Raw genomic sequence first — 21,082 nt, 5'->3', positions numbered from 1 at the left:
CAGGCACTCGCTTTCCGCGGGCGGTCTGGGAGCCTCCTCTTACGTGTATGCCTGCGGGGTCTCCCTTAATAGAAAAGCGGAGGCGGTGACTTTCAAGGTAGTTCTTTTTAGAGAATTGTGATGAACAAACTCGTTTAAAACACCATTATATAGAAAGTCAGATACCTGATAAAGAAGACTTGCTGATTGGCAAGGGACAGCGAAGACAGAAGCATAGTCGCCCTTATGCGTTAGCCAGACAAAAGACAAGCGGCAGTGAAAGGCGCTTTTTGCCTTTTGATGGCGAATGGCTTATGACCGAAGGTGTCAGTCCGGAGCTGGACAACACGAAAAGCGGAGGACGGTGACTTTCAAGCTACTTCTCTTTAGAGTTCTGTGATGAACAAACTGGTTAGAAAAACGACTAAATAAAAAGTCAGACACCTGACAGACATAAGACAAGCGGCAGCGAAAGGCGCTTTTTACCTTTTGATGGCGATTGGCTTATGACCGAAGGTGTCAGTCCGGAGCTGGACAATACTCGCTTTTCCCGCAGGAGTCTCGCACCTTACGCTCCAATCAACTTAGTGAGAAAATCAACATTGAGCTCAAACATCGCCTTTCCATTAAAAAACCAGCCAAAAAAAGGCTGGTTATCCTTGTACTATAGCTGCTTCGGGTAAATCATTTATAAAAAGCGATTTAATTTGAAGGAACCGTTCAATTTCATTGATAAAAACTAAGAGAGCTGCTCGCGTTTCGAATTCCTCCCGTGTTTTCGGAAGATCCATCTTTTCAAATGTACTCCGCAATGTCCGTAAAGAATGTAAAAGCTCAGTCGCAGGATTATCCTCATTGATGCTAAGCCCAATTTCCTCCATTAGCTCGGCTGCCATAACATGTTGTTCAAAAGTTGAGGGCAAATGAAGAATAATAGGAATCACTCTTTGAATAATATCATACTGCTGTTCCCGCATATTGAAGTAGTCTTGGTAATAATTCTCTTTGCGAAAAAATGAATTTTCCGCACTGCGGCGAGCCAATTCTTTACCCTCTCTAATCGCTTGGTGGCTTTTAACCACAGATTCATCATTCCAGACTCTTTCCTTCTTCCTGATAAAACGGGCAAGCTGAAGGAAAATCAGTTTAAAATATTCCTCTGTTTCTGCTGACTTGTTGCGGAGGCCCTTTTCAACACTAGGCATATAAAGATTAAACAGCAGAGCCACCAGGATACCAATGGAAATAATAAAGATCTCATTAAGTACAAAGCTGACCGTTATATTTCTAGTTAAATATAATTGCATTACAATGACAAAACCAGGAACAATTCCTTCCTGCAATCCTAATTTCGCCATTAACGGGATATAAATAAAAAGAAGTACACCAACAGAAATAGGTGTAAACGAGCCCCATTGAAATAAGATTATAGCGATTGCAATACCAAGAATACCGGCTGCAAAGCGCCGTAGTGCTACAACAGCTGACTGCCTTTTCGTGCTTTGGACACTAAGCAGCGTGATAATGGCAGCTGTTGCTGCATTTTCAAGTGAAAACATCCCCGCTATCATTAAAGAAACCATGGCTCCTATAGCGGTTTTAATAGTTCGGCTGCCAATGATAAACACACTGTACCTTCTTTCCTAGAGTTCTTTTCATAGGTTTTACTAACTCCATGAAGATTATTGAATTACTTTTGCTCCAGGTTAATGTCTAAGACGACAGGACAGTGGTCACTTCCCATAATGTCACAATGAATCTCTGCATCCTTGATCTGTTTCGAAATCTTCCCTGAAACAATAAAATAGTCAATCCGCCACCCAATATTTCTCTCTCTCACCTTGTTCATATAAGACCACCAAGTATAGGCGCCCTCTTTATCCGGATAAAGGTGACGGAAACTGTCTACAAAGCCGCTTGCTAAAAAATTCGTCATTTTCATCCGCTCTTCTTCCGTGAATCCTGAATTGCCTTTATTAGGTCTTGGGTTTCGTAGATCTATTTCATTGTGGGCCACGTTTAAATCTCCGCACAAGATTACAGGCTTCGAATCATCAAGCTCTTTCACATAATTAAGAATCCGGTCCTCCCATTCCAGCCTAAAATCAAGCCGGGCAAGATCCCGCTGAGAATTTGGAGTATAAACGTTTACAAGGAAGAAAAAATCAAATTCTAGGGTCAGCACCCTTCCCTCCGGCTCAGTCTCATCAGTGCCGAGCCCATATCGTACAGATAGCGGTTCTAGTTTTGTAAATACGGCAGTTCCTGAATAGCCTTTTTTTACAGCATAATTCCAATATTGCTGGTAGCCATCCAGGTCCAGTTCAATCTGCCCTTCCTGCAGCTTTGTTTCCTGTATACAAAAAATATCTGCATCCATTTCTGCAAAATATTCATTGAACCCTTTTTTTACACATGCTCTTAATCCATTAACATTCCATGATACCAGTTTCATTAAATCACTTCGTCTCCTTGCATGCATTCAAATTTATCAACTGAGTATCTATTATATTTCTGTCTCTTAAATTATTAAAATAATAAGCTTCACATTGAGCAGCTTTCTATTAAAACAATTAATCTATTCATTAAAAAAGCCTGCTGTGAGCTTATTTGGTCTTATTGGCAGCTGTGAGCAGGCTGTATATAGCGACGATTTCATCAAGCTTCATTCTAACAAGACCGCTGGAAGATGGAGCAACAAAATCTGTCACACCTGGAACGATGGACTGATCTTGAAATCCCCATGAAACAACCTTCCGTTTCGAATACTCCTGATATACCCCTTTTCCGACGAAGCAGACAATTTTAGGCTTATACTGCCGAATCTTCCTCATCAGCTCTTCTCTACCTGCCTGATATTCGTCTTTAGTAATCTCATCAGCAGCTTTTGTAGGCCTTGAAACGATATTAGTGAAACCATATCCTATTTCAAGCAGCTTATAATCTTCGTATGTACGATATATTTGATCTGTAAGCCCGGATTGATAGAGTATCTTCCAGAATCGGTTATTTGGATTTGCATAATGATGGCCGGATTCTCCAGAGCGGATGCTTGGATTAAAACCAACAAATAAAATCTTAAGATCTTTTTTTATGTGATCAAGTATGGAATCCATGAGTCTTCTCCTTTAAAGGTTAATTATGAAATCCTCTTACGTATAAACTCACCCTAGAATCGTTGATGTTTTTCGGAAATGATAACTGCTTAAGGTCTGCTGTAATGATTCGCTGCCGTTAGACAGGCTTTCCAGTCAGCATTCATTAAACATCTCTCTATCAGCCTTTTAATTAAGTTCATTCTATAGAAAGTTTTTATCTTGTTTCTGTATTATGCAGGATTCAAATTTCATTAGCTATCAACAACTTTCCATAGAAAAAGGCTGACACTGCAGCCTCTTTCTTATAATACATATTTATAAAACCTTGAATCCACTTTAAGCTTTGGAAACCCTGGAGGGAGCTCAGATTCTTTGATTTTTAAAAACCCATTTTTTTCATAAAATCTGTGCGCTGCTTCAAATTGATCCGTAGTTCCGAGTATTATTTCTTTGATTGAATGACTTCTTGCCCAACCCAGGACAGTATGTAAAAGATGCGCGGCTGTCCCAAAATTTTTCCCTCTGTAATCCGGCTCAACAAATAGCTTTTTTAAGGCTGCGAGATCATTCCCAATATCTTCAAGAGCAATCGTTCCCACAACTCGGCTGTTATGCAGAGCCACCCAAAAATTGCCGATGCCTGACTGATAAACCTTTTCTATCGAAAATAAATCAGGCTGGTCATGAAGCTTAATCGGAATATTATATTCCTCCTGTTGGATGTGCGTGATCAACTCTACTACCCTTGCCTGATATGAACTTTGATATTCTGCGATTTCTATTTCATTTGTCATTTAGGACCGCCTTTATGTGTAAATTTATAGTTACGGTAACAAAAGACCACTTGCTGATCGAAGCAGAAACTCTCCTATTTACTCCATTAAGTGATATTCTTCCCCATTCACCATATAAAAATGAATAGGGCTTGATATCGCAGTAAGCTTTCGGCACATGTTTTTTATATTCTCGGCTCATATATTTTAAATGATCGCTCATTTATTTTTAAAAACAGCTCATTTATTTCAAGTTACTGCTCTTAAATTTTTAACAACGGCTCATGTAAAAAATGGTGGTAAGTAAAGATGATTTTTGCTGTTAGTTTAAAACAGCTCTTGTATGAGGTACGTATTGGCTGTCGATAATGTATGGAGCTGACGAAATCCCTATGTACGTGAACTCTCAAGATACATGGGTCCACCCATAGTTTTGTATGTGGCCAAATTCTTACTAACATGCCGGTACATTGTGTTTTATTTGAACTAGCATTGATTTACATTTTAGTAAATCAGAATCTTATGTTCCTAACTTGTATGTCCCGCATGGTCAATCTAGGATTGCATACATAACAATCGAACAAAGCAAAAACGCCCACAAAATAAACTGCACCTCCGTTGTTAGATTTGTGTCTAACAATTTCGGTGCAGTTCAAAAACCGGGCGTATTGATCCACTAAGTAGTTTTCCGCTTTTCTGCTTCTTTAAGACCTTCTATTTCGCCGTCTTTTTCAACTAAGTGTTTCAGCATAGACAGCTTGTTGTCCCAAAAGCGTTCGTAATAGGCTACCCATTCTTTAACCTCAAGCAGAGGTTCAGGATGCAGGGCGAATCTTTTTTCCCTTCCTGCTTTTTTTCCTGTAATCAGGTTGGCATCTGAAAGGATGGCTAGATGCTTAGCGACCGCTGTCCGGCTGATGGGAAAATGGGCAGCTAAAGCATTGATGGGCATTTCCTCTTCTGATAGCAGCTGCAGCAGCTTTCTCCTTGTTGGATCAGCAATGGCCTGAAATACATCATGCCGGGCTGCTTCTGTCATTACTCTTCAACAGCCTTTTTGAGTCTTTCAGCAACAATCGACTGCCAGCCCTGGTTCATACGATCGCGAATGACCGCACTCTTCTCTCCGGCTTTCCCAATCGTTTCGTCAGCTGGTTTCCAGCCCGTATGAGTTAAGGAAAATTCGGTTTTTCCTTCCCTTTCCTGCAATTCGAAAATAACTACCCAGCCATCTGTATCCCATGAAAAAGAAAGCCGGTTAGGCGGGTCAACCTCCAGAACTTTGCAAGGAGAAGGCCCAAATGGCGATTGAATATGAAATTCATGTCCTTCAAGCGGCTGAAAATCGTTTGGCATAAACCAGGCCGAAATACCCTCAGCTGTAGATACTGTATCCCAGACTTTCTGGATCGGAGCCTCTAATAAAATCGTTTTTTGAATATCTGGAACTAGATTTATTTCTCCCATGTTAAACCTCCGTAAAATAATAATAAAACCAAAAGGTTTCATAAATTGATTATATGAAACCTTTTGGTTATACGTCAAGATATTTCAGATTCATTTTTCATTTCCAGTTCTTTTTCAATTAAACCATCGAGACGGATTATGCTTTCCCTCGCTCTTTCTATTTCAATTTTTCTGTAGTGATGAAGGCCGCCCTCCTCTTCATCCTTTTCGTCCGCCCATTTGACAATTTGCTGCAGGTGTGTACGAATAATATCATTCGATGGTAAAAAAGAATCTGTATGAAATAGGATAGCCAGGGCAATCGTTTTTGCACGGATTGGATTTTCGCCAAGGCGGATCAGCAGCTTATGAGCCCGCTCAGCCCCTTTGATCGGATGTATATCATTTTTCTTGTACAAATCATAATCCCATTTACCATTTCTATACCAGGTGAAGTGGCCAATATCGTGCAGCAGCCCTGCTTTGGCTGCTATATCAACATCCTGATTTTGTTCTTTTGCCAGCTTAAAAGCATGATGTGCAACAGCTATCGCATGGGCTAACCCAGAACGATTTAAGTATTTTTCTGCTATATGATGTTTAAAAATATCAAGCAGGGAGACGTCTCTCATTGTGAATCATCCTTATTTTAAAATAATGTATTTACTTATACCCACTATCACTTTGGTTAATACACTATATTATGCCTTTTCTTTACATTTGGACATTAACGTATAAAAGGGATCCTAATTTAGGAATCCCTTATGGCCTCACCTTTGTTTTTCCCTGATAATCGGCATCGTACAGCATCTGAATGCACCGCCGGATTTAATAATTTCTGTGATATCTACTTCTATTACTTCATAGCCTCTTTTTCTCAATTCTCTGTTCACTTTGATATTAACAGGCAGCGAGATAATTTTATTATGTCCGACAGAAAGGACATTTGTTCCTAAAGTAAATTGTTCGTCTTCCGTAACTTCTATTAAATCATAGCGGGAAGCCAGTATGTGCAGCTCTTCTTTATTAATCTCCCCTGGGAAGATTAAAGCTTCCGTGGGGGAAATAATATTAAAAACACAGTCCAAATGGAGATAGGTGTCTGTAAACGGAATGCCTATGATTTCAAACTGGGGAAGAAGCTTCTGGAGTTTTTCTATTGACTCTATTTTTGTCCGGTTACTGATTCCCACATAGATAGTAGTGCGGTCAATCAGCACGTCACCGCCTTCTATCCGGTCACCTGTAAGGTTAATAAAAGGCAGGTCAGCCTTTTGAAGCCAATCGATCAATACATGTTCTTCTCCTGTACGGATATCGGTTCCCATTTCGGCAACAAAGATTTGTTCACCCAGTGTAAAACCAATGTCACGGGTAAACACTTGCTCAGGATATCTTTCAAAAGATGGCAGGATGATTACTTCAATTCCCAGTTTTTTTAGAGCCGCTACAAAATCCTGATGCTGAATCATGGCTGTTTTTATATGAATGCCTTCGTTTTCAAAGTGCTTTTGGGTTTCATTAATAACATCTTTAATTCTCATATATTGCGGTTCACATAAAATAACTTTCTTCAATAGATCATATTCACTAAAGCATACCGCTTTCAATGTAACCACTTCCTAGTTAGATTCTCTCCATACTTTCTCCCAAGTTCTGCGAGTTATCCAATCTTTTATTACTGTGAATGTTTTTTCTATTCTTATTGTTTAGCAAGCCATACTTAATTAAAAAAGGATGAGTGTAGACTGCTTCCCAAGGGTAAATCTAATAAGGTTTACTTAAAAAATCTTAGGAGGAATTCTTTCATGAAATGGTCAGATAATACGATTCTCATTACAGGCGGTTCATCAGGCATTGGATTGGCTTTCGCAGAACGCTTTCTTAAGAGAGGGAATACAGTTATTATTTGCGGCCGAAATGAAGAAAAACTGCTGCAGGCACAAGAAAAATATCCTGAATTACATATCCGCGTCTCTGATGTTTCCGTAGAAAGTGACAGGATTTCTCTAGTAGAGTGGGTAAAAAGCAGCTTCCCGCATGTGAATGTATTAGTAAATAATGCCGGGATCCAGCAAAGGTTTGACTTATTGGATCAGAAAGAGGACTGGAGCTACTACCGCCAGGAAATCAACGCGAATTTTGAAGCTCCGATCCATTTAACTATGCTTTTCTTAACACACCTAGAAGAAAAAGAAACTGCAGGAATAATAAATGTCACCTCTGGGCTTGCCTTCACTCCCATGGCCATTGCACCGATTTATTGCGCAACAAAAGAAGCTTTGCATTCTTTCACAATCAGCCTGAGGCATCAAGTTTCGAAAAGAAATATTGAAGTATTCGAAGTGGCTCCTCCTGCAGTAAATACCGATTTAGGGGGTCCTGGCCTGCATACATTTGGAGCTCCGCTGGACGAATTTGCTGATGGAATCTTCCAGGGCCTTGAAAAGAACCAGCAAGAAATTGGATACGGCCGTTCTGCCAAAGCGATGAAAATGTCACGCGAAGAAATCGACCAGGCAGTCGAACAAATGAACAAACAATACCAATAAAAACGAAGCTGCCGCCCTGACGACAGTTTTTTCTCGGGGGACTGTCCCCCATTTCCCATGCTTCATTTTGGATGTGGCAATAAATAGGACAGTTCCAGTGTTTATTTCCCGAATTGGTTTTATAGAATACTTTAGCTTGGGAAAATCTAAAAAGCAGGGATTTATTTTAGGGTTTGCTGAGGTGGAGAAATGGAAAAGGAAAATTTAAGGGATTTAAATCCTGAGGAAATGGCGAAAATCAAGGCGGTAACGGATCAAATTACGTTTACAAAGAATTTCAGATCCGCAACTGCTGAGGAATGGTATGTGTTTATTCCGGGATTCAAAGACCCAGTAACGGGCGGAGCGGCCGGCAAGGTTATTGTGCACTACAATCTATATGGAAACAGAGACATGTTTATTAATACTACAGTAATCCTTGATGATCCTGATTTATATCAGCAGGATAATTTCCAGCTCGTATATTCCATCGCAGACGAGCTGGTTAACCGCCTTGTTGGTTATGCAGATACATTGTTATCTGTACATGCTGGAGGGAATTCCTATAATGCAGAATATAAACGCTAATGGCAACAAACAGGAGGCTTTACGATATGGAGAGAAACCTTATTCAAGCAATTAAGGACCATTCAGTTCCCCTGACTGGATCTGCCGATTTAGACAAACTTATCCAACAAATGGGTGACCCAAGGTTTGTATTACTGGGAGAGGCTTCACACGGTACTTCTGAATTTTATACAACACGTGCCGAAATAACGAAGAAGCTTATCAAAGACAAAGGATTTACCTTTGTAGCTGTTGAAGGGGATTGGCCGGCATGCCAGGCAATCAACCGCTATGTTAAAGGGTATGACAAGGACTCCAGGTCCGCTCGTGCTGTGCTTAAAAGCTTCGACCGATGGCCCACTTGGATGTGGGCTAATGAAGAAATTATAGACCTTATTGAGTGGATGAAAGAATATAATGAATCCAGGCAGTCACAGGTGAAGGCTGGTTTTTATGGGATTGATGTCTACAGTCTATGGGAGTCCATGGATGAAGTAATCCGTTATTTAAAAGAAATTGATTCACCCGACCTTGAAGCAGCTAAACAGGCATTCACCTGTTTTGAGCCTTTTAACCGCCAAAACGAAGAATATGCCGTTTCAGCCGGGATCTATAATGAAGGCTGTATTGATGAAGTCGCAAAGCTCCTGACAACAATCCAGAGGAAAAAGGAAGTGTATCCTCATCACGAGGAGCTGAATCTAAATCTGCAAGTTAACGCGATGGCTGTCTATAATGCCGAGAATTACTACCGCACAATGGTCGTTCATGATGAGCGTTCTTGGAATATCCGCGATATGCATATGGTGGATGCCTTAAATGAAATAATGGATTTTTACGGTTCTGCGGGAAAAGCCATTGTTTGGGAGCATAATACTCATGTGGGCGATGCCAGTGCGACAGATATGAAAGATGCCGGCATGATTAATGTAGGCCAAATAATCCGGGAGCAAAATCCTCCAGGTCATGTATATGTTGTTGGTTTTGGAACTCACAGTGGTACCGTCATTGCAGCCGATGAGTGGGGAGTCAATTACGATGTGAAAAAAGTTCCCTCTGCCATGAGAGGCAGCTGGGAAGATGCCATGCACCAAGCAGGCGGGTATGATAAAATGCTGTTCTTTAATGAGGATAACAGGCATCTATTCAAAGAAAAAATCGGGCATAGAGCCATCGGGGTCGTCTATAAGCCTGAATATGAGCGTTTCGGCAATTATGTACCTTCCATTATGTCAGATCGATATGATGCTTTTATTTTTATCAATCAAACTAAAGCTCTTCACCCGATCACAATTGAAAAAGCTCCTATAACCATGTGACAAAAAAGCCTTAATAACAGCAGACTGTTATTAAGGCTTTTTCTATTATTAAGCTTCCTTTACTACTAGTTTACCCTCTTCAACAACTGCTTTAAGATTCTTCACTTCAGGCTTTTCAAAGATAAAGTCTGCGATGCCATCTTCAAGCTGCTCTTGAATAACACGACGCAGCGGTCGAGCCCCAAAGGCTGGATGGTAGCCAAGTTCAGCTAATTTCTCCTTAGCAGCAACTGTTACTTCTAGAGTAAAGTCTTGTTCCGCAATTGTTTGATAAAGCTCATTAAGCATAATATCTACAATTTTAAGAATATCTTCTTTATTTAATTCAGAGAATTCAATAATACTGTCGAAACGATTAAGGAATTCCGGTTTAAAGTAGCTGCCTAAAGCCTGCAGAATGGATGCCTGCTCTAAAGCGGAGTTAGCAGCACCAAAGCCCATAACTTTTCTTTTCTCTCCCACTCCTGCGTTACTTGTCATGATAATTACTGTATCCTTAAAGTTAACAGTGCGCCCTTGGCTGTCTGTTAGACGGCCGTCCTCTAAGATTTGAAGGAACATATGCATAACATCTGGATGTGCTTTTTCAATTTCGTCCAGAAGGATAATGCTGTAAGGCTTGCGGCGGACTTTTTCTGTCAGCTGTCCAGCTTCCTCATGGCCTACATATCCAGGCGGGGAACCGATTAATTTAGAAACACTGTGTTTCTCCATGTATTCACTCATATCGAGACGAATCATAGAATCATTAGAACCAAATAGTTCCTCAGCCAGTGTTTTAGTAAGCTCGGTTTTACCTACACCGGTCGGACCCACAAACAAGAAAGAACCGATTGGGCGGGTTTTGGACTTAAGACCTGCGCGGCTGCGGCGGATTGCCTTCGCAACCTTCTTAACAGCTTCCTCCTGGCCAATTACCTTCTTGGAGAGTTCTTCCTGCAGACGGTTCATTCTTACTTGCTCGTCTTCCTGAAGCTTGCCTACTGGAATTCCGGTCTTTTGTTCGATTAATGCTTGAATATGCTCAACAGTAACCTCAAGCTTGCTTGCTGCACCGCCATTTTTCAGCATGTTCTCAAGCTCTTCTTCTTCATCTCTTAATTTAGCAGCAGTCTCATAAGCTTCTTCTTTAAGAGCTTTCTCTTTGTCATTGTGGATTTGAGCAAGGCGTTCTTTAATATCTACCTCCTGCCCGCCATCAATCGTTAAGTTCAGTTTAGATCCTGCTTCATCAACTAAATCAATTGCTTTATCTGGGAGGAAACGGTCCTGAATATAACGGTGAGAAAGCTCTACTGCTGCAGTCAAAGCCTGGTTACTATAAGATACTTGATGGTAGGATTCATAACGCTCTTTTAAGCCTTCTAAAATTTGAAGAGCTTCCGCTGGTGTGGGCTCATCAACCTGTACTGGCTGGAAGCGGCGTTCCAGGGCTGCATCTTTTTCAATTTTCCGGTACTCGGAAAGCGTTGTTGCTCCTACTAATTGAAGCTCACCTCGTGCAAGGGCCGGTTTAAGGATATTTCCAGCGTCCATAGATCCTTCAGCAGAACCTGCGCCAACAATCTGGTGAATTTCATCTATGAATAAAATGACATTTTTTCTTTCCTGCAATTCAGATATTAATTGTTTCATTCTTTCTTCAAATTGACCGCGAATTCCTGTGTTAGTAACAAGAGAAGCAACGTCCAGCATATATACCTCTTTAGAACGAAGCTTCATTGGCACTTTGCCTTCAGAGATTTTAAGTGCAAATCCTTCAGCTATGGCTGTTTTACCTACCCCAGGCTCACCGATTAGAACAGGATTATTTTTGTTGCGTCTATTCAGAATTTCTATAACCCTGTTTACCTCATCTTCGCGGCCGATCACTGGATCTATAAGACCTGCGTCTGCAAGCTGGGTAAGATTACGTCCATATTTATCAAGAAGGCCTCCGCCCCCGCGCTGTTGAGTTTTTGGTTCTCCATGAGTATGATCTGAATAATTAGAAGCATGAGGCGTTTGGCCAAATGATTTAAAGAAATCATCAAAATCAAAATTCCCCATGCTGCTAAAATTAGAACCGCCCATTGCAGCTCCTAATTTATTTCGTTCTTCTTTAAAACAAGCGGAGCACAAATGGAAGTCCTGCTGTCTGCCATTGAAATTAACACGAAACTGAAAATCTGCTTGGTTTGTATGACACTTTTCACAATGCATATGTGTCTCCTCCTAGTAATTTTTTATATTTAGTATTTTATTAGTTTTTAGGTCTGTGGAAAGGTCTTTCTGACTTTGACTATATTTGACTATCTGTTTTTATTATACATTGACCTTCTTTGACTTTCAAGTGTTATGTATAAATTTATTTTGAATCAAAGATAACGTAAGTCATTATAAACTGTTTGTGTTCATATTTACCCAAATAGAAATGATTTAATCCACTCTAGATATAACCGTGAACCAGTGATTACCTATAAAGAACTTTGTGGAGCTTATCAAATAAAAGAAATATAGAACAAGATCTTTCTCACTTAGTTTAGGTTTTGTATAAATTTAATAAAAATAGGAGTGTTTAAAGTAAAAATATCGTCTAGCAGCTCTGTTTGTTAGTTTCCATATTCTATATTTTGTTGTACATCTGGTTATTAAATAGATGTCATCCTGCACTTTATTGGGATTTTACGAATTTACGGGGAAAATTCAATTTTTGGAGGGGTAAATCGAAATATATGGGGGTTTTAGAAATTTACGGAGGTATTTTAATATTTATGGGGATTTTATAAAAATTAATTATATTGAACCATCTTGGCCGCCGGATATAAAATCCTCAAACTACCAAGCATTTTCTTAACTATTTGCTCTTTAAATCTTTTACTTGAAACCAATAAAAAGGACCCTAAATAGGGCCACTGTAAAATTTTTTTATAAACATAAAATCCTTAATAAGACCGCTATTACGGCTTTAAAGAATTTCCTTCTTCAACGATGTGATGTAAAAGGTGTCCCAAATGCTGCATTGGACCATACTCTTGATCATCTTCGTCCCCGCCCTCTTCCTCATCTTCAGGTTCCTGTCCGCTTAAAAATAAGGCCATGAACTCATAAAAATCTGGTAATGAGAAGGAGTAATATGCACTCGGTGATTCATTGTCCCCTTCAAACTGAATCATTAGGTGTGATACATCACCGTCGATATCTTCTGCATCCATAAAGACAAAATAGCCAATATTAGTATCTAAATCAAATAGATGCCTGGCACCGCCCTCTGTAGCTTGATCAAATTCCGTATCATTTAGTTTTTGAACCTGCATAGTATCTACATTATCTTCTTGATGAAAACTGACTACAAAAGAATTCATGGTTATCCTCCCTTTCGTCTGCCTAATAGATGAATACTCTTGTAACATACCCTTATTTTGCTATTTTATAGCATCAAGAGTAATTTCCCTTTGATTTTTTAGAGATATGAATGATTGAAGATAGAGTCTACCCTTCCTCCCCTGCTATTATATTTTCGTACAACCACTAGAATAAAATCCTCAGCCTTATTTCCACTAGTTTTTCTGCCAATCTTCTGGTAGTCTTGAATTGATTTTTAAAATTCAATTTTGACTCAGGTTAGAGGTATAATAATAAGAAAGAATAGGTTATAGGAGATGAAGCCATGATAAAAGAGTTATTTTGTTCGGCATCTAAAGTAGTTCACACGGATCTTGTTCTTCCCAATGATACAAATAATCATAATACTCTTTTTGGCGGAGTCTTAATGAAGAAGATGGATGCAGTAGCTGCCATTGCATCGAGAAGACATTCCCGGCGTGAAGTGGTAACGGCTTCTACAGATTCTGTAGACTTTTTGGGGCCGGTTTATCCGGATGATTCACTTTGTCTGGAAGCTTATGTTTCTTATACAGGCCGAACGTCAATGGAAGTGTTTGTCAAGGCGATCGCTGAGGATCTTAGAACAGGTTATAGACGAATTGCTGCTACAGCATTTTTAACCTTTGTTGCTCTAGATGAAAATGGCGCGCCGTGCTCTGTTCCGGCTGTGATACCGCAGACAGAAGAAGAAAAGAAGCTGCACGAGACCGGTGATGAGCGTGCTAAAATCCGTAAAATGAGACGGATCAACAGTAAGGACCTTGCAGATTTTATCAAAGTGGATAAGCCCTGGTCTTAATAAAATTTAACATAGTCAAAAAAAAAACCCTCTGGAAGACAGCTGTCAGAGGGTTTTTGCGATTTTATTGAAGACATTTATATTTTCGGCTAAACCTGGAAAGTCAATAAACGGATTTCGATTTCCCTGGAGTTCATATATTGCTGCATTTCTATGTTTTTCATAGAGGCTGACTGGAAATTCGGCGTTCCATTTTTTCAGCACTTCAAAATTCATCAAATGTTCTATAGAAACGGTCCCTTTATATCTTAAATAAAAGTATAAAACAGCTCTGGCTGCAACGCCTTTACCATATTCGGGCTCGAACTTTCCGTCTTCGGCCATCCCGCATCCCGTTCGAATCCTAGCAGCAGAAGGTGAATAGGAAGGGAAATCGTAATATGGAGAATTTCCCCGGCTCGAGTTGCAGGAAGGTTCACAGGCAAACAAATGATGCAGATCTCCCCTCATCGGCTCTTTCTTATCAAACCAGGACTGTGGGACCACATGCTCACAGTTAAACTTTATTTCCCCTGATAAAATAGACGCCTCACCTGATTGGATTTGAGCCAGTAACTTTAAGTCTGCTTCAATCACATGCAGAGGGTCCATTTCTTCTCCAGAATAAAGGCTTTTTAGCTGCCCATTTTCGTGGAGATCAACCCAGGGGTATACATAGCGGTGCGGTGAATAGTTTAACTGTTGTGTATGTGTACCTTCAAGCAGTACATGCAGATTGTCCTCTAGTTTTTTATCTTCAAAAGTGATTTGTTGATAATAAGCTTCTTTAATTTTCTCATCCTGGGATTCATCGTAGTATTCTCGTTCCTGGAAGGCGTAAAAACTGGCTTTAGCTTCCATCCATCCGTTGCGGTCAATTTCTTCACCGTTCATCTAAAGCTAACCGGCTGCATCGAGACTTGCTCTTTAAAAATATCCTTTAAATGATCTAGTGCGGTTAAGTACAGCAGCCCATTTCCTTCCAGCTTGGCAGAATGACCAAGAGGAATGGTACGCTTGATAAGCTGGGCATATAGTTCCGGTTCAGTTAGATTTCTGCCGAAGTTCTCATTAGCCACAACTTTAATGAGGGCAAGCGCTCCTGATACATGAGGAGCAGCCATAGATGTACCGCTTAGCTTAGCATACTTTCCATTCAAGTAAGTTGAAATAATATCTTCTCCCGGTGCAACCAGGTCTACTTCGTTATTGGAATTTGTAAATTGGGAGGATCTGCGTTCAAGATTGATTGCCCCTACACTTATCACTTCGTTATAACAGGCCGGATATCCAAGTTCGTCAGTCTTATCATCGCCATCGCCTTCATTGCCGGCAGCACAGACAACCAGAATATGATTTTGCACTGCCTTTTTGATAGCTTCGTGCAAGTCAGGATCATCCGAAGGTCCTCCTAGAGACATGGAAATAACATCCGCTTTCTGTTCAATCGCATACAGAATTCCGTTCTTGATCCACTCGTACTGTCCTGAGCCATTTTTATCTAAAACTTTTATAATAAGCAGGTCTGCTTCAGGGGCAGCTCCTATAACTCCTTTTTGGTTAAGCGAGGCTGCGATCGTTCCTGCCACATGTGTTCCATGGCCATTATAATCCTGATAGATATTTTGATTTCCGCTGTCATCTTTGGTAAAGTTTCTTCCACCCTTAATTCTGTCCTTTAAGTCCGGGTGGGTAATGTCGCAGCCTGTATCTAATACTGCTATGGTCATTCCCTTCCCTTTAGTCTGCTCCCACACTTTAGGAGCCTGGATCAGTTCAATTCCTTTTGGTACCTCTACAGCCTCTTCAACATGCTCTACAAATTTGTACGGAATAACTCGGACAACTTGCTCCATTGCATTTCCTCCTCTAGAAAAAATGATCCTTCAAGACGCAGGTTTGAAGGTCGGACTAAATATGGCGGTAAGAGCCGCCTGGAGAAATTTAGAGCGGATTCTTGTTGTTAGCTAAATATTAACAATTTTCTAACTAACTAAACAGTATCAGAAGAAGGATAAATTCTACAAAATCCCTTGAATAACTACTCCCAAAGTTTGAGATTGATAAAAAATATGTCTAACATTGTCAATTCATGACCAGTTGGAATTATTTACACACGGTCTTATAAGGCTAAATTTATGAAACAGACACATTATATAAACTGATATTCCCTTATCGAATATCAGATCAGCTTTTCCAATCCTGCCAGATGAGGTGATTAGATGAGTTACAGGGAATCTCTGGACCCGCATTCTAAGCTATTTCATCATAATTGGACTAGACCGAAACGTGCTAAATCTCAAGTTAATGGACATACTGCCATGTCAAAGACCAACATTATCTTAAGAAGCAACGCAAAGGCACACCGCTGGTAAGGACTTGTAAGTAGGAAAAAGACGCGGCTGCGTCTTTTTTTTCTGTCCTCAGCTTATTTCCTGGCTGCTGATGTCTCTTGTATCAGCAGTCTTTCGAAATATGAAAGAAGCTGCAGCCGGAGCTCGGGTCTTTTGAGCCCTACCTCTGTAATGGCTTTTATATAACCAAGCTTATCACCTATATCAAATCGTTTGCCTATCAGTTCCCTGGCTAACAGCTGTTCCTCTTTTTTTGCAGCTCGCAGTGCATCTGTCAGCTGAATTTCATTTCCAGCGCCTTTGCCGGTTCGTTCAAGTACTGGAAAAATAGAAGGCTTTAAAATATACCGCCCCATTACCGCTACATTGGAAGGAGCTTCTGTAATCGAGGGCTTTTCAATCAGATCTTCAACTGTATATATAGAATCTTTCTTACTTCCAGGATGTATGATTCCGTATTTAGATACCTCTGAAGGTTCAACCTGCTGAACTCCAATAATCTGCTTGTCGCACATTTCAAAAACCTCAATCAGCTGTTTCAAAGCCGGGGTTTCAGATACCATAATATCGTCGCCGAGAAGGACTGCAAATGGTTCATTTCCTACAAAGGCTTGCGCACAAAGAATGGCATGCCCTAAGCCAAGAGGCTCTTTCTGGCGGATATAATGAATATGTGCGAGGGAAGAAATCTGCTTCACTTGCTCGAGCATATCGTATTTCTCTTTTGATTCAAGCAGCTGTTCTAGTTCCGCAGATTTATCAAAATGGTCTTCTATGGACTTCTTATTGCGCCCGGTAACGAAGATAATACTTTCAATCCCGGATTGGACCGCTTCTTCCACGATATATTGTACGGCTGGTTTATCTACGATCGGCAGCATTTCCTTTGGCTGAGCTTTTGTAGCCGGCAAAAAACGGGTGCCAAGCCCAGCTACAGGTATCACCGCTTTTTTCACTTTCATTAGACTTCCCTACTTTCTGTATCCAATAATATGAGCCAGAAATCCGTATGTACGTGAAGAATCTGGCTTTTAGTTTATATAGCCCAATATATTCGCGGAAGAGCCTCAACATGAATTTCTTCTACATGTTTAATAAACCTCAAAAAATGATGAACCTTGTCCTGCAGCTATCAGAAAATAAAGATATTAACCCTCTTGTAAACCGGTTTAAAAGCCGCTATAATCTTTACAAACTTATACAAATAAAATTTATGATGAAGAAAGTAGCAAAGTTTATGACTTAAGCGAATCGGGGATGGTGAGAGCCCGATATCAGACACTTTGTGAAGCGCACTTCTAAAATGCGAAAGCCGGGGGCAGAACCTCGTTAAAAAGTTAAGTGGTTCATTATAAATGAACAAGTAGAGTGGCACCGCGGGTACATCTCGTCTCTTATATAGAGACGGGATTTTTTTATTTTCAAAGCTCTGTTAAACATGCCTGTTGATTTCCACTGCAGGCACTCGCTTTCCGCGGGCGGTCCGGGAGCCTCCTCGGCGTGAAACGCCTGTGGGGTCTCCCTTGACTCGCTTTTCCCGCAGGAGTCTCGCGCCTTCCGTTCCAATCAACATAGTGCCAATATCAACATTGAGCTTTAACAGAGCCATTTTCACAAGAAATAAGGAGGTTATTAAATGGACTACCAGCAAAATCTAGCTGAACATATTTCTCAGAATCTAAAACTCGAGCTTACTATAGAGGATGTTTTGAAACTGATCGAGGCACCAAAGTTTGCTGAACACGGAGATCTTGCTTTCCCTTGTTTCAGTTTAGCTAAGAGCATGAAAAAATCTCCTGCTGTAATAGCCGAACAACTGGCAGGACAGCTTGGAGGCGATTTATTTGAAAAGGTGTCTGCAGCAGGTCCTTACGTCAATTTTTTCCTTAATAAATCAAAAGTAAGCCATGATGTTTTATTAGAGATTCTTGAAAAAAAGCATCACTACGGTGACCTCGAAATGGGCGGCGGAAAAAATATTCCTATTGATATGTCATCGCCAAACATTGCAAAACCTTTTTCAATGGGGCACCTCCGTTCAACGGTGATCGGAAATGCCCTTGCAAATATTTTGCAGAAATGCGGATTCACTCCGATAAAAATAAACCATCTGGGTGACTGGGGAACACAATTTGGAAAGCTGATTGTTGCGTATAAAGCCTGGGGAGACGAACAAAAGGTTAAGGAAAATCCTATCAAGGAACTTCTAAAGCTCTATATTGATTTTCACGAGAAAGCAGAGAAAGATCCTGGCCTCGAGCGTCAGGGCCGTGAATGGTTTAAGAAATTGGAGGATGGGGATCAAGAAGCACTTCGCCTCTGGAAATGGTTCCGGGAAGAATCCTTAAAAGAATTCAATAAAATTTATGATCTGCTGAACGTTCAGTTCGATTCCTATCAAGGTGAAGCATTTTACAATGATAAAATGGATGATGCAGTAAAAATGATTGATGACAGCGGCCTGCTCGTAGAAGACCAGGGAGCAATGGTTGTGAAGCTGGATGAAGAAAATCTTCCTCCCTCTTTGATTAAGAAATCAGACGGAGCTACTCTGTATGTTACAAGAGATCTGGCTGCAGCAATCTACCGCCATCAAATATATGATTTTGCACAGGCAGTATATGTTGTTGGAAATGAACAAACTCTTCACTTTAAACAGCTTAAGCTTGTCTTAAAGAAGCTGGGACTTCAATGGTCAGATCATATTGTCCACGTTCCATTCGGCATGATTTTAAAGGATGGTAAAAAAATGTCTACCCGTAAAGGGAAAGTGGTGTTACTGGAGGATGTACTGTCAGATTCTATCAAGCTCGCCGAAAGGAATATTCTGGCTAAAAATCCTCATCTCCAAAATAAGGCCGAAATTGCACGCCAGGTTGGAGTTGGAGCGGTCATCTTCCATGATCTCCATCATGAACGGATGAATACAATAGAATTTTCACTTGAAGATATGCTTAAATTTGAAGGAGAAACCGGACCTTATCTGCAATATACCTACGCCCGTGCGCGCTCTATCCTTAGAAAGGCCTCAATCCTTACCAAGTTAGATCCGACGGCAGGATTGAAAGATCCGCTGGCCTGGGAAGTTATCAAACTGCTGATTGATTTTCCAAAAGCAGTAGAACGCGCTTATCATAAATATGAACCTTCCATTGTATCTAAGTATTTAATTGACCTTGCACAAGCATTTAACAGATATTACGGAAATGTCCGAATACTTGAAGAAAACGCAGAGCTGCAAACCAGGCTGCAATTGGTAGAAGCAGCGGCAATCGTACTTAAAGAAGGTTTGGCTCTTCTTGGAATTGCAGCACCTGAGGAAATGTAAGACAGTAAAAAGCTGATTTCTGTAAAAAATCAGCTTTTTTCTATGTGTTAATTAAATTCATACAGAAATTTTACCAAGGTAAAGCATGACCAAAGCAGTAATGGCCATAACTACAATGACTGCAGCTACCATTCCTTCATTCCTTGAGAAGATCTGCTTCTTATACTGGGTTTGTGCTGCAATATAAACAGCGATTCCCGGAAGATATAAAAGTAATGTCAGGAGGAGATAGCTTAGCCCTGCCGCGTAAATCAGCCAAATGGAATAGATTGCAGCTATGCTTCCAATTACCAGGTTTCTTGTTTTATCCGGGCTTTGATCATGAAAAGAATATTTGATTTGATAAAAAGCGGCAAATAGGTAAGGAATTAGAATAGCTGATGATGCCAAAGAATAGGCTAACTGATAGGGCTTTTCAGATACTAAAAATGTCAGCAGAAACAATTGAATGAGTAAATTAGATAAAAAGAGCGACCGGCTTGGAGACAAATTCTTATTTTCTTTACTGAAAAAACTCGGAAATACCTTCTCTTTTCCAGCAATATAAGGAATTTCGGCCGCTAAAATAGTCCAGCCCAGCCAAGCCCCCAAAACAGAAATGATTAAACCTATGTTAACAAGTGCAGCTCCCCATTCTCCTACGGCATGTTCCAGAACATACGCAAGTGAAGGGTTATTTAATCCTGCCAGTTCTTCTTGCTTCATAATTCCTGCAGAAATAACAGATATTAATATATAAATCGTTAATGTACACAATAGACCAATGACTGTAGCTCTGCCTACATCCCTGTGATTCTTGGCTCTGCCGGATAAGACAACAGCCCCTTCAAACCCGACAAAAACCCATAAAGTAATTAGCATGGTACTCTTTACCTGATTTTGCAATGACTTCAAACTGAAGGATGCCGTCCCCCAAAAATCCGCAGTAAAAATATCCACCTGAAAGGCTAGGATCCCCAGGATCACAAACATTAATATAGGAATGAGTTTGGCAATAGTCGTCGCAGTATTAACTAGAGAAGCAGACTTAACCCCTCGCAAAACTAGAAAATGAACAACCCAAAGGATAATTGAAGCACCTATAATGGATGCTATATTCCTGCCATTAAAAACAGGAAAAAAATAACTGAGCGCACTGATGAACAAAGTTGCAAACGCTACATTCCCCAAAAACGCAGAACACCAATACCCCCATGCGCTGTTAAACCCCATAAATTGTCCGAAGCCGGCTCTAGCATACGCAAATATGCCCCCCTTCAGTTCCGGCCGTTTATTATTGAGGTTTTGAAAGCTTAATCCCAATGCTAATATACCGATACCTGTGATAAGCCAGCCGATTAGGATTGCGCCAGTATTTGCCCCCTGTGCAATATCGCTTGGCAGATTAAAGGCTCCTCCGCCAATAACAGATCCTATGACGAGTGCAATCAGCGGCCATTGCCCTAATTTACTTTCGCTTTTTAAACTTGGTTCTTCCATGTTAACCTGCCCTTTCGATGATGGACTGTTATGCAGCTTTAAACTACCTATGATTTGTAGAGTT

20 protein-coding genes and 1 other annotated feature are annotated in these 21,082 nt (G+C 40.5%); of the genes, 6 read left to right on the top strand and 14 right to left on the bottom strand.

Annotated elements, in window-relative coordinates; genetic code table 11:
• Positions 1-632: 632 nt before the first annotated feature.
• The 8 genes from JOC77_RS21690 to JOC77_RS03045 all read right to left on the bottom strand — a co-directional run bounded on the left by JOC77_RS21690 (position 633) and on the right by JOC77_RS03045 (position 6,906).
• On the bottom strand, positions 633-1,607 hold the full coding sequence (locus tag JOC77_RS21690; RefSeq protein ID WP_204538426.1) for an aromatic acid exporter family protein: 975 nt from the start codon (positions 1,605-1,607) through the stop codon (positions 633-635).
• 62 nt (positions 1,608-1,669) lie between these two features.
• Positions 1,670-2,434: an exodeoxyribonuclease III gene (locus JOC77_RS03075; protein ID WP_204538423.1), complete on the bottom strand. Its 765-nt coding sequence runs from the start codon at positions 2,432-2,434 to the stop codon at positions 1,670-1,672.
• A gap of 151 nt (positions 2,435-2,585) precedes the next feature.
• Positions 2,586-3,095: a mismatch-specific DNA-glycosylase gene (locus JOC77_RS03070; protein WP_204538420.1), complete on the bottom strand. Its 510-nt coding sequence runs from the start codon at positions 3,093-3,095 to the stop codon at positions 2,586-2,588.
• A 284-nt stretch (positions 3,096-3,379) separates the two neighbouring features.
• The gene (locus JOC77_RS03065; RefSeq protein WP_204538417.1) at positions 3,380-3,871 is read right to left on the bottom strand and encodes a GNAT family N-acetyltransferase; all 492 of its coding nucleotides are present in this window, start codon (positions 3,869-3,871) and stop codon (positions 3,380-3,382) included.
• Between the two features lie 655 nt (positions 3,872-4,526).
• On the bottom strand, positions 4,527-4,889 hold the full coding sequence (locus JOC77_RS03060; RefSeq protein ID WP_204538414.1) for an ArsR/SmtB family transcription factor: 363 nt from the start codon (positions 4,887-4,889) through the stop codon (positions 4,527-4,529).
• The gene (locus JOC77_RS03055) at positions 4,889-5,317 is read right to left on the bottom strand and encodes an SRPBCC family protein (protein ID WP_204538411.1); all 429 of its coding nucleotides are present in this window, start codon (positions 5,315-5,317) and stop codon (positions 4,889-4,891) included. The genes JOC77_RS03060 and JOC77_RS03055 overlap by 1 nt, the downstream gene beginning before the upstream one ends.
• Before the next feature lie 74 nt (positions 5,318-5,391).
• On the bottom strand, positions 5,392-5,928 hold the full coding sequence (locus JOC77_RS03050; RefSeq protein ID WP_204538408.1) for an HD domain-containing protein: 537 nt from the start codon (positions 5,926-5,928) through the stop codon (positions 5,392-5,394).
• A 138-nt stretch (positions 5,929-6,066) separates the two neighbouring features.
• Positions 6,067-6,906 carry a dimethylarginine dimethylaminohydrolase family protein gene (locus JOC77_RS03045; RefSeq protein WP_239558563.1) on the bottom strand — a complete coding sequence of 280 codons (840 nt, stop codon included), beginning with the start codon at positions 6,904-6,906 and terminating at the stop codon, positions 6,067-6,069.
• Between the two features lie 198 nt (positions 6,907-7,104).
• Here JOC77_RS03045 and JOC77_RS03040 point away from each other — a divergent pair, with 198 nt between their 5' ends.
• The 3 genes from JOC77_RS03040 to JOC77_RS03030 all read left to right on the top strand — a co-directional run bounded on the left by JOC77_RS03040 (position 7,105) and on the right by JOC77_RS03030 (position 9,713).
• Positions 7,105-7,848: an SDR family oxidoreductase gene (locus JOC77_RS03040; RefSeq protein ID WP_204538405.1), complete on the top strand. Its 744-nt coding sequence runs from the start codon at positions 7,105-7,107 to the stop codon at positions 7,846-7,848.
• A 228-nt stretch (positions 7,849-8,076) separates the two neighbouring features.
• Entirely contained in the window at positions 8,077-8,415 is a 339-nt protein-coding gene (locus tag JOC77_RS03035; protein ID WP_377337116.1) for a hypothetical protein, read from the top strand.
• Between the two features lie 26 nt (positions 8,416-8,441).
• Positions 8,442-9,713: an erythromycin esterase family protein gene (locus tag JOC77_RS03030; RefSeq protein WP_204538399.1), complete on the top strand. Its 1,272-nt coding sequence runs from the start codon at positions 8,442-8,444 to the stop codon at positions 9,711-9,713.
• 48 nt (positions 9,714-9,761) lie between these two features.
• Here JOC77_RS03030 and JOC77_RS03025 read toward each other — a convergent pair whose 3' ends face one another.
• Positions 9,762-11,915 (bottom strand): ATP-dependent Clp protease ATP-binding subunit, encoded by a 2,154-nt coding sequence (locus JOC77_RS03025; protein WP_204538396.1) that lies wholly within the window; start codon positions 11,913-11,915, stop codon positions 9,762-9,764.
• A gap of 737 nt (positions 11,916-12,652) precedes the next feature.
• Entirely contained in the window at positions 12,653-13,057 is a 405-nt protein-coding gene (locus tag JOC77_RS03020) for a cytosolic protein (RefSeq protein ID WP_204538393.1), read from the bottom strand.
• Between the two features lie 305 nt (positions 13,058-13,362).
• Here JOC77_RS03020 and JOC77_RS03015 point away from each other — a divergent pair, with 305 nt between their 5' ends.
• Positions 13,363-13,878 (top strand): acyl-CoA thioesterase, encoded by a 516-nt coding sequence (locus JOC77_RS03015; protein ID WP_204538390.1) that lies wholly within the window; start codon positions 13,363-13,365, stop codon positions 13,876-13,878.
• 45 nt (positions 13,879-13,923) lie between these two features.
• On the opposite strand, the gene JOC77_RS03010 is transcribed toward JOC77_RS03015, so the two are convergent.
• Positions 13,924-14,751 (bottom strand): endonuclease I family protein, encoded by an 828-nt coding sequence (locus tag JOC77_RS03010; RefSeq protein WP_204538387.1) that lies wholly within the window; start codon positions 14,749-14,751, stop codon positions 13,924-13,926.
• The gene (locus tag JOC77_RS03005) at positions 14,748-15,713 is read right to left on the bottom strand and encodes a S8 family peptidase (protein ID WP_204538384.1); all 966 of its coding nucleotides are present in this window, start codon (positions 15,711-15,713) and stop codon (positions 14,748-14,750) included. Before JOC77_RS03005 ends, JOC77_RS03010 begins: the two co-directional genes overlap by 4 nt.
• Positions 15,714-16,079: 366 nt before the next feature.
• On the opposite strand from JOC77_RS03005, the gene JOC77_RS03000 reads away from it, so the two are divergent.
• Positions 16,080-16,232 carry a YpzG family protein gene (locus tag JOC77_RS03000; RefSeq protein ID WP_204538381.1) on the top strand — a complete coding sequence of 51 codons (153 nt, stop codon included), beginning with the start codon at positions 16,080-16,082 and terminating at the stop codon, positions 16,230-16,232.
• 53 nt (positions 16,233-16,285) lie between these two features.
• Here JOC77_RS03000 and galU read toward each other — a convergent pair whose 3' ends face one another.
• Positions 16,286-17,173 (bottom strand): UTP--glucose-1-phosphate uridylyltransferase GalU, encoded by an 888-nt coding sequence (galU, locus tag JOC77_RS02995; RefSeq protein ID WP_204538378.1) that lies wholly within the window; start codon positions 17,171-17,173, stop codon positions 16,286-16,288.
• A gap of 242 nt (positions 17,174-17,415) precedes the next feature.
• Positions 17,416-17,609: a binding site (T-box leader), on the top strand.
• Between the two features lie 238 nt (positions 17,610-17,847).
• On the opposite strand from galU, the gene argS reads away from it, so the two are divergent.
• On the top strand, positions 17,848-19,539 hold the full coding sequence (argS, locus tag JOC77_RS02990) for an arginine--tRNA ligase (protein ID WP_204538375.1): 1,692 nt from the start codon (positions 17,848-17,850) through the stop codon (positions 19,537-19,539).
• Between the two features lie 57 nt (positions 19,540-19,596).
• On the opposite strand, the gene arcD is transcribed toward argS, so the two are convergent.
• A complete protein-coding gene (gene arcD / locus JOC77_RS02985) occupies positions 19,597-21,018 on the bottom strand; it encodes an arginine-ornithine antiporter (RefSeq protein WP_204538372.1) in 1,422 nt (473 codons plus the stop codon).
• Positions 21,019-21,082: the final 64 nt, after the last annotated feature.

This window comes from Peribacillus deserti, assembly GCF_016909175.1.
Classification (GTDB): domain Bacteria; phylum Bacillota; class Bacilli; order Bacillales; family DSM-1321; genus Paraperibacillus; species Paraperibacillus deserti.
Note: the sequence above shows the minus strand (reverse complement) of the source record. Positions and strands in the feature narration are given on the sequence as shown.

Excerpts from the sequence above, each read along its gene's own strand:
- JOC77_RS03075 (WP_204538423.1), bottom strand. The coding sequence starts at position 2,434 with ATGAAACTGGTATCATGGAATGTTAATGGATTAAGAGCATGTGTAAAA.
- JOC77_RS03070 (WP_204538420.1), bottom strand. The coding sequence starts at position 3,095 with ATGGATTCCATACTTGATCACATAAAAAAAGATCTTAAGATTTTATTT.
- JOC77_RS03065 (WP_204538417.1), bottom strand. The coding sequence starts at position 3,871 with ATGACAAATGAAATAGAAATCGCAGAATATCAAAGTTCATATCAGGCA.
- JOC77_RS03060 (WP_204538414.1), bottom strand. The coding sequence starts at position 4,889 with ATGACAGAAGCAGCCCGGCATGATGTATTTCAGGCCATTGCTGATCCA.
- JOC77_RS03055 (WP_204538411.1), bottom strand. The coding sequence starts at position 5,317 with ATGGGAGAAATAAATCTAGTTCCAGATATTCAAAAAACGATTTTATTA.
- JOC77_RS03050 (WP_204538408.1), bottom strand. The coding sequence starts at position 5,928 with ATGAGAGACGTCTCCCTGCTTGATATTTTTAAACATCATATAGCAGAA.
- JOC77_RS03040 (WP_204538405.1), top strand. The coding sequence starts at position 7,105 with ATGAAATGGTCAGATAATACGATTCTCATTACAGGCGGTTCATCAGGC.
- JOC77_RS03035 (WP_377337116.1), top strand. The coding sequence starts at position 8,077 with ATGGCGAAAATCAAGGCGGTAACGGATCAAATTACGTTTACAAAGAAT.
- JOC77_RS03030 (WP_204538399.1), top strand. The coding sequence starts at position 8,442 with ATGGAGAGAAACCTTATTCAAGCAATTAAGGACCATTCAGTTCCCCTG.
- JOC77_RS03025 (WP_204538396.1), bottom strand. The coding sequence starts at position 11,915 with ATGCATTGTGAAAAGTGTCATACAAACCAAGCAGATTTTCAGTTTCGT.
- JOC77_RS03020 (WP_204538393.1), bottom strand. The coding sequence starts at position 13,057 with ATGAATTCTTTTGTAGTCAGTTTTCATCAAGAAGATAATGTAGATACT.
- JOC77_RS03015 (WP_204538390.1), top strand. The coding sequence starts at position 13,363 with ATGATAAAAGAGTTATTTTGTTCGGCATCTAAAGTAGTTCACACGGAT.
- JOC77_RS03010 (WP_204538387.1), bottom strand. The coding sequence starts at position 14,751 with ATGAACGGTGAAGAAATTGACCGCAACGGATGGATGGAAGCTAAAGCC.
- JOC77_RS03005 (WP_204538384.1), bottom strand. The coding sequence starts at position 15,713 with ATGGAGCAAGTTGTCCGAGTTATTCCGTACAAATTTGTAGAGCATGTT.
- JOC77_RS03000 (WP_204538381.1), top strand. The coding sequence starts at position 16,080 with ATGAGTTACAGGGAATCTCTGGACCCGCATTCTAAGCTATTTCATCAT.
- galU (WP_204538378.1), bottom strand. The coding sequence starts at position 17,173 with ATGAAAGTGAAAAAAGCGGTGATACCTGTAGCTGGGCTTGGCACCCGT.
- argS (WP_204538375.1), top strand. The coding sequence starts at position 17,848 with ATGGACTACCAGCAAAATCTAGCTGAACATATTTCTCAGAATCTAAAA.
- arcD (WP_204538372.1), bottom strand. The coding sequence starts at position 21,018 with ATGGAAGAACCAAGTTTAAAAAGCGAAAGTAAATTAGGGCAATGGCCG.